This is a genomic window from Brevibacterium picturae (assembly GCF_030453725.1).
GTDB classification, from domain to species: Bacteria; Actinomycetota; Actinomycetes; order Actinomycetales; family Brevibacteriaceae; genus Brevibacterium; species Brevibacterium sandarakinum_A.
In genome coordinates this window covers 1-6,576 of the sequence record NZ_JAKDJU010000166.1, presented here as the reverse complement: position 1 = coordinate 6,576, position 6,576 = coordinate 1, and the positions used below count along the sequence as shown (strand labels likewise).

The 6,576-nt window shown below is 67.0% G+C and carries 4 protein-coding genes and 1 pseudogene; 1 reads left to right on the top strand and 4 read right to left on the bottom strand.

Going from position 1 to position 6,576, the window contains the following annotated elements; translation table 11 throughout:
- Positions 1–72 precede the first annotated feature (72 nt).
- The gene (locus L0G76_RS13105) at positions 73–915 is read left to right on the top strand and encodes a hypothetical protein (protein WP_304357620.1); all 843 of its coding nucleotides are present in this window, start codon (positions 73–75) and stop codon (positions 913–915) included.
- 14 nt (positions 916–929) lie between these two features.
- On the opposite strand, the gene L0G76_RS13100 is transcribed toward L0G76_RS13105, so the two are convergent.
- From L0G76_RS13100 to L0G76_RS13085, 4 genes and pseudogenes are all read right to left on the bottom strand, one after another.
- A complete protein-coding gene (locus L0G76_RS13100; protein WP_304357619.1) occupies positions 930–1,898 on the bottom strand; it encodes an NAD-dependent epimerase/dehydratase family protein in 969 nt (322 codons plus the stop codon).
- A gap of 24 nt (positions 1,899–1,922) precedes the next feature.
- Positions 1,923–4,727 (bottom strand): alpha/beta fold hydrolase, encoded by a 2,805-nt coding sequence (locus L0G76_RS13095; protein ID WP_304357618.1) that lies wholly within the window; start codon positions 4,725–4,727, stop codon positions 1,923–1,925.
- 7 nt (positions 4,728–4,734) lie between these two features.
- Positions 4,735–5,763, bottom strand: a complete 1,029-nt coding sequence (locus tag L0G76_RS13090; RefSeq protein ID WP_304357617.1) for a 3-oxoacyl-ACP synthase III — start codon at positions 5,761–5,763, stop codon at positions 4,735–4,737.
- A gap of 127 nt (positions 5,764–5,890) precedes the next feature.
- Positions 5,891–6,576 (bottom strand): annotated as a pseudogene (locus L0G76_RS13085) (hypothetical protein); the annotation flags it as partial.

Genomic DNA, 6,576 nt, shown 5'->3' with positions numbered 1-6,576 from the left:
GGTGGGTGTGTCACGACAGGCATTGTGGGCGACTTTCGACGATCGCGGACCAACACAGGGCACAATGGAACCATGAGATACCTTGTTGCTCTGATCATCGGCATCGGCGCCCTGTTCGGCGTCAACTACTTTGCCGACCTCTTCTCGATGCCGCGCCCGTGGAATTCGCTGCTCATGGGTGCCACCGTCGGCATCACGATGGTCGTCGTCCTCCTGATCTGGGAGGTCGTCAAGCCCAGCAACAAGGACGCAGCACCGGCGAAGCCGGCGATGAGCGAGGAGGAGCGGGCGAACGCACGCGCCGAACGTCGCTCCCGATTGGCCGCCGAGGCGGGTGTGAGCACCGACGACACCGCCGGTACCGACGAGGCGCGATCGACGTCGAGAAACTCAGCCGGCGATGTTGACTCAACTGGCGACGCCGTTGATTCAACTGGCGACGGTGCTGATTCAGGTCGTGACGCTGAACCCAGCGACAGCGCCCCTGACTCGACGACAGAGGACACTGGTGCCGAGGCGAATGACGAGGGCGTGCCATCGGACTCTCACAGGCCACCGGACTCGGACGAGTCTCCGGACTCGGACGAGTCCTCGATCGAGGCGGAACCGAACGACGACACGGTTCAGCAGCAGCCGAACGACGGAGACACGGTTCAGCAGCAGCCGAAGGAGGGCGACACGGTTCGGCAGCAGCCGAAGCACGGCGACACGGTTCAAGCTGAACCGGCCACTCTGGCCCCTGATGAGTTCGACGAAGAAGCGACAGGGTCATCCCTTGAGAATCCTCCGACCGGAGAGCCGGGAGTCTCCGTGGACGCGCTGGAAGACGCCGAGGAGGCAGGCACCGATGACGCCGCCGACGATGGTCATGTCGACAGCGAACCCACGACACACGAGCCCGACTCGAAGCGCTGAGCGCTCAGCGCTGCCTACGGCGCGTAATGGGCGGCGAGGAGCTCGAGGCCCTCTTCGATGCTGACACGCGGTGTCCACCCCAGAACCTCCTGGGTGCGGCGCTGGTCGAACCAGTGCGCCGTTGAGAGCTGTTCGGCCAGGAACCTCGTCAGTGGAGGCTCATCGTCGTGCTCGCCCAGCTCCCATACCTTCTCCACGACCGATCCGGCCGCCAGCGCTGGGCCAACGGGAATGCGCAGCTTCGGCACCTCGGCGCCGCCGGCGATGGCGATGCGCGACATGAGCTCACCGATGGGGCGCGGCTGACCGTTCGTCACCACCAGCGACTCACCGTGTGTGGACGCGACGGCGTCGACGGCGGCAACGATCGCCTCGACCGCATTGTCGACGAACAGGGCATCGACGAGCGGGGCACCCGATCCGAGCACCGGCATCCGACCCGCCCGAGCACGATCGATGACCCGCTCAGTCAGCTGTGTGTCGCCGGGCCCCCACATGAGGTGGGGGCGCAGGACGAGGACCTTGAAGGCCGTCGAATCGGCACCCAGTGCGATGAGCTCCCCGGCGGCCTTCGTCCGCGCGTACTCACCTCGCGCCAGCTCGGGCGAGGCAGGACCGGCACCCGCACCGATGATCGAGTCACCGGTGTGGGCCACCGACGGAGAGGAGATGTGGACCAGGCGCCGCACACCGGCCGCCAGGGCTGCATCGACGAGAGTGCGCGTGCCGGTGATGTTCACGGCCTCGAACTCACCGGGGTCGCCCATCATCGACACCTTCGCCGCCAGATGCACAACAGCCTCGGAGCCGGTGAGCGCCTCGGCGACACTGCTCGGATCGGTGACCGACCCGAGCACGTCGCGGGCACCGGCCACCGAGGAGGGGCGGCGCTGCAGCGTCGTGACCTCGTGGCCGTCTGCCACCAGTGCACGGGCGACGGACGAGCCCAGGAGCCCGGAGGCGCCGGTGACGGTGATCTTCATGAGGACTCCTCAGACGGTCGGGATTCAGACCTTGGTGCGCACCGAACCGCCGGACAGGACGTGGTCGGCCCAGGTCGCGAGACGGGATCGGTCGATCTTCGAATTGTGGCGGATGTCGGTCGGGAACGTGGGAGCGACGAGGACCGCGGTGAGATCGTGTCCGACGACCTCGGCAACGAGCTCACGCAGCCGCGCCGTCAGGTCCAGCGGTGCCAGACCGGGGGAGAGTTCGGTGGCTTCGGCGTCGAGGACGGCCACGAGCGACTGCGTCCCGGCGGGGCCGATGCCCACGACCGACGAGCGGCTGACCTGCTCGTCGGAATCGATGAGCGCTTCGAGACCGCCAGGGCCCACCGGGCCGCGAGGTGTGGTGACCACATGCTGCAGACGGCCCTCGAGCCAGACTCGGCCCTCGGCGTCGATGTGGCCGATGTCGTTCGTCCGGTGCCAGGTCCGACCGTCGAGATCGTCGCGCGCCGAGGCGGCGGTGGTGGCCCAGAGGTTGTCGTAGCCGGACTTGATGTGGGCGGCGCTGACGACGAACTCGCCCAAGTGGCCCTGCGCCTCAACGCCTTGTTCCAGCGTGTCTGCGGACGCACCCGTGCCGTCGATCGGGGCCAGAGCCAGCTCGACGCCGTCGATGGGCCGGCCCACGCACACGCCGAGATTGGGTGTGGCATCTGCGGCAATCACACCGTCATGGTCGATATCTGTGAGCAGGAGGCCCTCGGTCATGCCATACGGCGAGTGAATGCTCGCGTTGGGGAACACCTCGGCGATGGCATCCATCAGCTCCAGCGGCACGGGCGCCCCGGCGGAGAGGACGAGTTCGACCCGCGCGCACGCGGCCTTCTGCTCCTCATCCAGGTCAGAGGCGGTGGCCGCAACATTCCTGTACGCAGCGGGGGAGGCGAAGACCATCGTGGAATGACCGGCGATGATCGCATCGGAGATGGCGCCGGCCGTCAGCGTCTTCGGCTTCGTCACGGACATGTCCGGAGTCACCGAGGTGGCCCCGATGGCCGGCCCCAGCAGGGCGAAGGGCGGGAAGCCGGCAACCAGACCGGTGCCTTCGCGGACGTCGAAGACTCGGGTCAGCACTGCCGCGAGGGCCGAGATGTCGCCGTGGGTGTAACGCACACCCTTGGCCGGTCCCGTCGACCCGGAGGTGAAGAGGATCGCCGCATCGTCGGTGGCTGCCGGGGTCGGCAGATCGGCGTGGTGCGTGGTGCGCGAGAGCGCTGTCAGGCTGGTCTCGACCTGGAACAGCTTGGCCTGCGTCCGTCCCAGCGGGGACACGGAGATGCGGCGGCCGGGCCAGTTGAAGGCGCGGGCGAGCCCGAGTCCGGGCAGTTCTCCGATGATCCACTGCGGATCCGCCGAGGTGGTCGCCCGGGTCATGCCCTTCGGTCCCAGGCCGGCATCGGCGACGACGGCGACCGCGCCGATCTTCAGGCAGGCGTAGAGGGCCGCGGTGAGGTTGTTGCCGGGCGGAACGAGCATGGAGACCCTGTCGCCGGGGCGTACGCCGAGTTCGAGCAGGCCGCCGGCGATGCTCGTCGTCACGTGCCAGAGGTGGCGCCAGGTGATCTGCTGGGCAGGGTTCTGAGCGAAGTCCACCGAGGCGATGGTCTCGTCATCGTGGCGGGCGTCGAGGATCGCGGTCACGCCGCGGGCAGGGGCTGCGTCCCGTGTCTGTACGTCGGCGTCTGTGCCTGTGCTGTCGACGGTCGTCGCTGCGGCGCTCGCGATCTTGACGGGTGCGCTCTCAGCGGATGCGCCTGAAGCAGCGCTCGCTCCAGCACCATCGCCGGGGAACTGCGTCTTCAGCCAGTCGGTGACGACTCCGGCCACGTCGTAGTCCTCGCTGATCAAGTGTGAGCCCAGTTCGAAGCGGTGCACATCGGCCTGGGGCAGACGCTGTCGCAGGTCACGCAGATAGCGCTCGAGGAACACCGGGTCCTTCGGCCCCCACACGAGGAGGGCAGGATGATCGATGGCTGCGATATCGGCGCCCACGCGCTGCAGCTCGGAGTGGGACGGGTGGCTGACATCGACGGGGATGTCGGCGACGAAGCCACCGATCCCGTGCCGCAGCGACACAGAGTCATACGGAGCGCGGAAGGCGTCCTTGATCTCCGGGTCGAGGCCGCCGAGGCTCATCGTCACCCGCAGGAACCAGTCGGTGACCACGGTGGCAGTCGGCAGCATGGGCCCGGCCAGCGTCGCCCGCAGAGGGGCCGGGATCGGGGCGTCCTCGGGCTGGTGGACGGCCGTGTTCAGGCTGATCGAGGCGGAGACGAGATCGGTGTTGCGTGCCGCCCATCCCAGGGACAGGACACCGCCCCAGTCATGGCCGATCGTCACGATCGGATGGTCGGCGGACGCGGCTGCGTCGCGGTGTGCGGCACTGCCGGCTACCTCGGCGAGCAGGGCAGACACGACGGAGTCGAAGTCGTCGATGCGCTGGGACATGCGGCGCACCTCGGCGCCCTGGGGGGTCGGAAGCGACTCATGGCTCAGCCTCTCGGAGAAGCCCATGTCGAGCTGGTCGGGGGCGATGAGGCGCCACACGCGTCCCCCGGTTCGTGCTGCGTTCACGCTCGCCTGGGCCAGATGGCGCCACAGGTACGACCAGGTCGGGTTGCCGTGGAGGGCGAGGATCGTGCCGGTCGGTTCGAGCCCTTCGGCGCGCAGCACCTCGAGGGTGTCGAGAACGTGGAAGGAATGCGGCCCATCCTCGGTGACTGCCTCGACGATTCGGGACCAGGCGGGGTCCCACTCGGGCAGCGTCGGGGGAGTCTGAGCCGGCCGTGCAGGAAATCTCATTGAACCTCTACCACTCGATTTCGGTCATTGCGGTGTTGAGTCCCGACCCGACTCCCATGCACAGAATGCGGTCGCCGGGCTTGAGGCTCGATGCCTCACGGCTGAGCGTGATCGGCAGGGATGCCGGTCCCACGTTACCCAGCTCCGGATAGGTGATCGGAATCCGATCGGGATCGAGATTCGCGGCCTTCGTGATCGAGTTCACGTGCACATCGGAGACCTGGTGCATGATGTAACGATCCATGTCGCGCCAGTCCCAGCCGTCCTCGTGAGCTTCCTCCCAGGCTGCGACGACGAGTTCCATGCCACCGGCCAGCAGGCCCTTGGTGTCGGTGAACATTCCGTTGTGATCGCCCACGCACAGTTCGTGGTGCTGGGTCGCGGCACGGGTGATGCCGCCGAGGATGCGGTGGCTGTTCGGATGCTTGTCGGCAGGCCCGAGGACGGCGGCAGAGGCACCGGAACCCAACGTCAGGGAGGCGAATTCGTTGAGGTACTCCTCGCGGCTGATGCCCGGGCGGGTCAGTCGGCGCAGCGTGGCCTCCTGGACCCGGGAGGCATCCTCGCCGGCGACGATGAGTGCGTACTCGATCTGGCCGGCGTCGATCATGCTCGCCGCCAGGGTCATTCCGTTGACGAAGCCCAGGCAGGCGTTGGCGATGTCGAAGTTCATCGCCTGCGGGCCCAAACCGATGCCCGCATGAACGCCGACTGCCACGGAGGGCTCGAGGTGCTCACGCGTGACCGAGGTGTTGATCATCAGCCCGATCGAGTCGGGGGAGACACCGGCCTCGGCGAGGGCCTTCTTCCCGGCCGTGATCGCACCATCGGCGAAGTGGCTCGGCTGGTCCCAGTTGCGGCGTGCGTCGACGCCGGCGACGCGCTGCAGGAGCCCGGTCGGCAGATTGAGGGTTGACAGTGTATCGGCGAGGCGGTCGTCGAATTCTTGTGAGGTCACTTCATTGGGGGCGAGGGTCTCGGTCAGGCCGAGAAGCGCCACGTTCGAGTGCCGGAAAGTTGCGTTGCCATTCGCCAATTGAGGTTCTCATCCCTTTGCGGGTCGTTCGTCGTAGTCTGCTGCGGGCCGATGCGATGCACACTTGAAGCGCGTCACGACGGGGAAGTCCGGAGACTATCTTATATCCCCGAGGCTGAGATGTTTCTCAGCGAGTGAACCAGGTGAATCCGTCATAGGCCATCCCGGTCGCGCAGAGGACCGCGATCCCGGCCAGAATGATCGACGTCACGGTATGCGAGACCTTCGATGCTTGGAAGCGAACGGCCCGCGAATGGGACATGGGCCGGTCGGTGACGAAACGTCCGAACTGGGCGAAGATCCGCCAGTCCATGACGTCGATGAGGGACTTCGCCGCCAGGGTGACGACGATGATGCAGCCGATGCCCATGAGCAGGAGGAAGACGAAGCCCATGAAGCCGAATTCGCGGAAGAACTCGACGACGCGATCGGCGATGGCGGTGGCGAAGCCGGTGAATCCTTCGCTGAAGGGCAGTGCGTCGAAGGAATCGGTGATGCGGCCCAGACTGTATCCGTCGCGTTCGGTCCGTTCTGCGCCGATGAACATGGCGACGGCGGCGGCCAGGGCGACGAGGAGGTTGATGATCGTGATCGTCGAATTGTCCGGCCAGAACTCGAGGGACTTCAGTGTGTACGTCGATGCCAGCGCCACGCAGATGATCGCACCGGCCAGGGCGCCGACGGTGGCGGGCAGGAGGAGGTTGTTGAAGAACACGAAGGCGATGACGGCGATGAGGGCGGCGCCGAAGATATAGGTGAACACCGCCAGCGTGTCGCCGTTGGAGGAGGTGGCCGCACGGCGGTTCGCCTCGA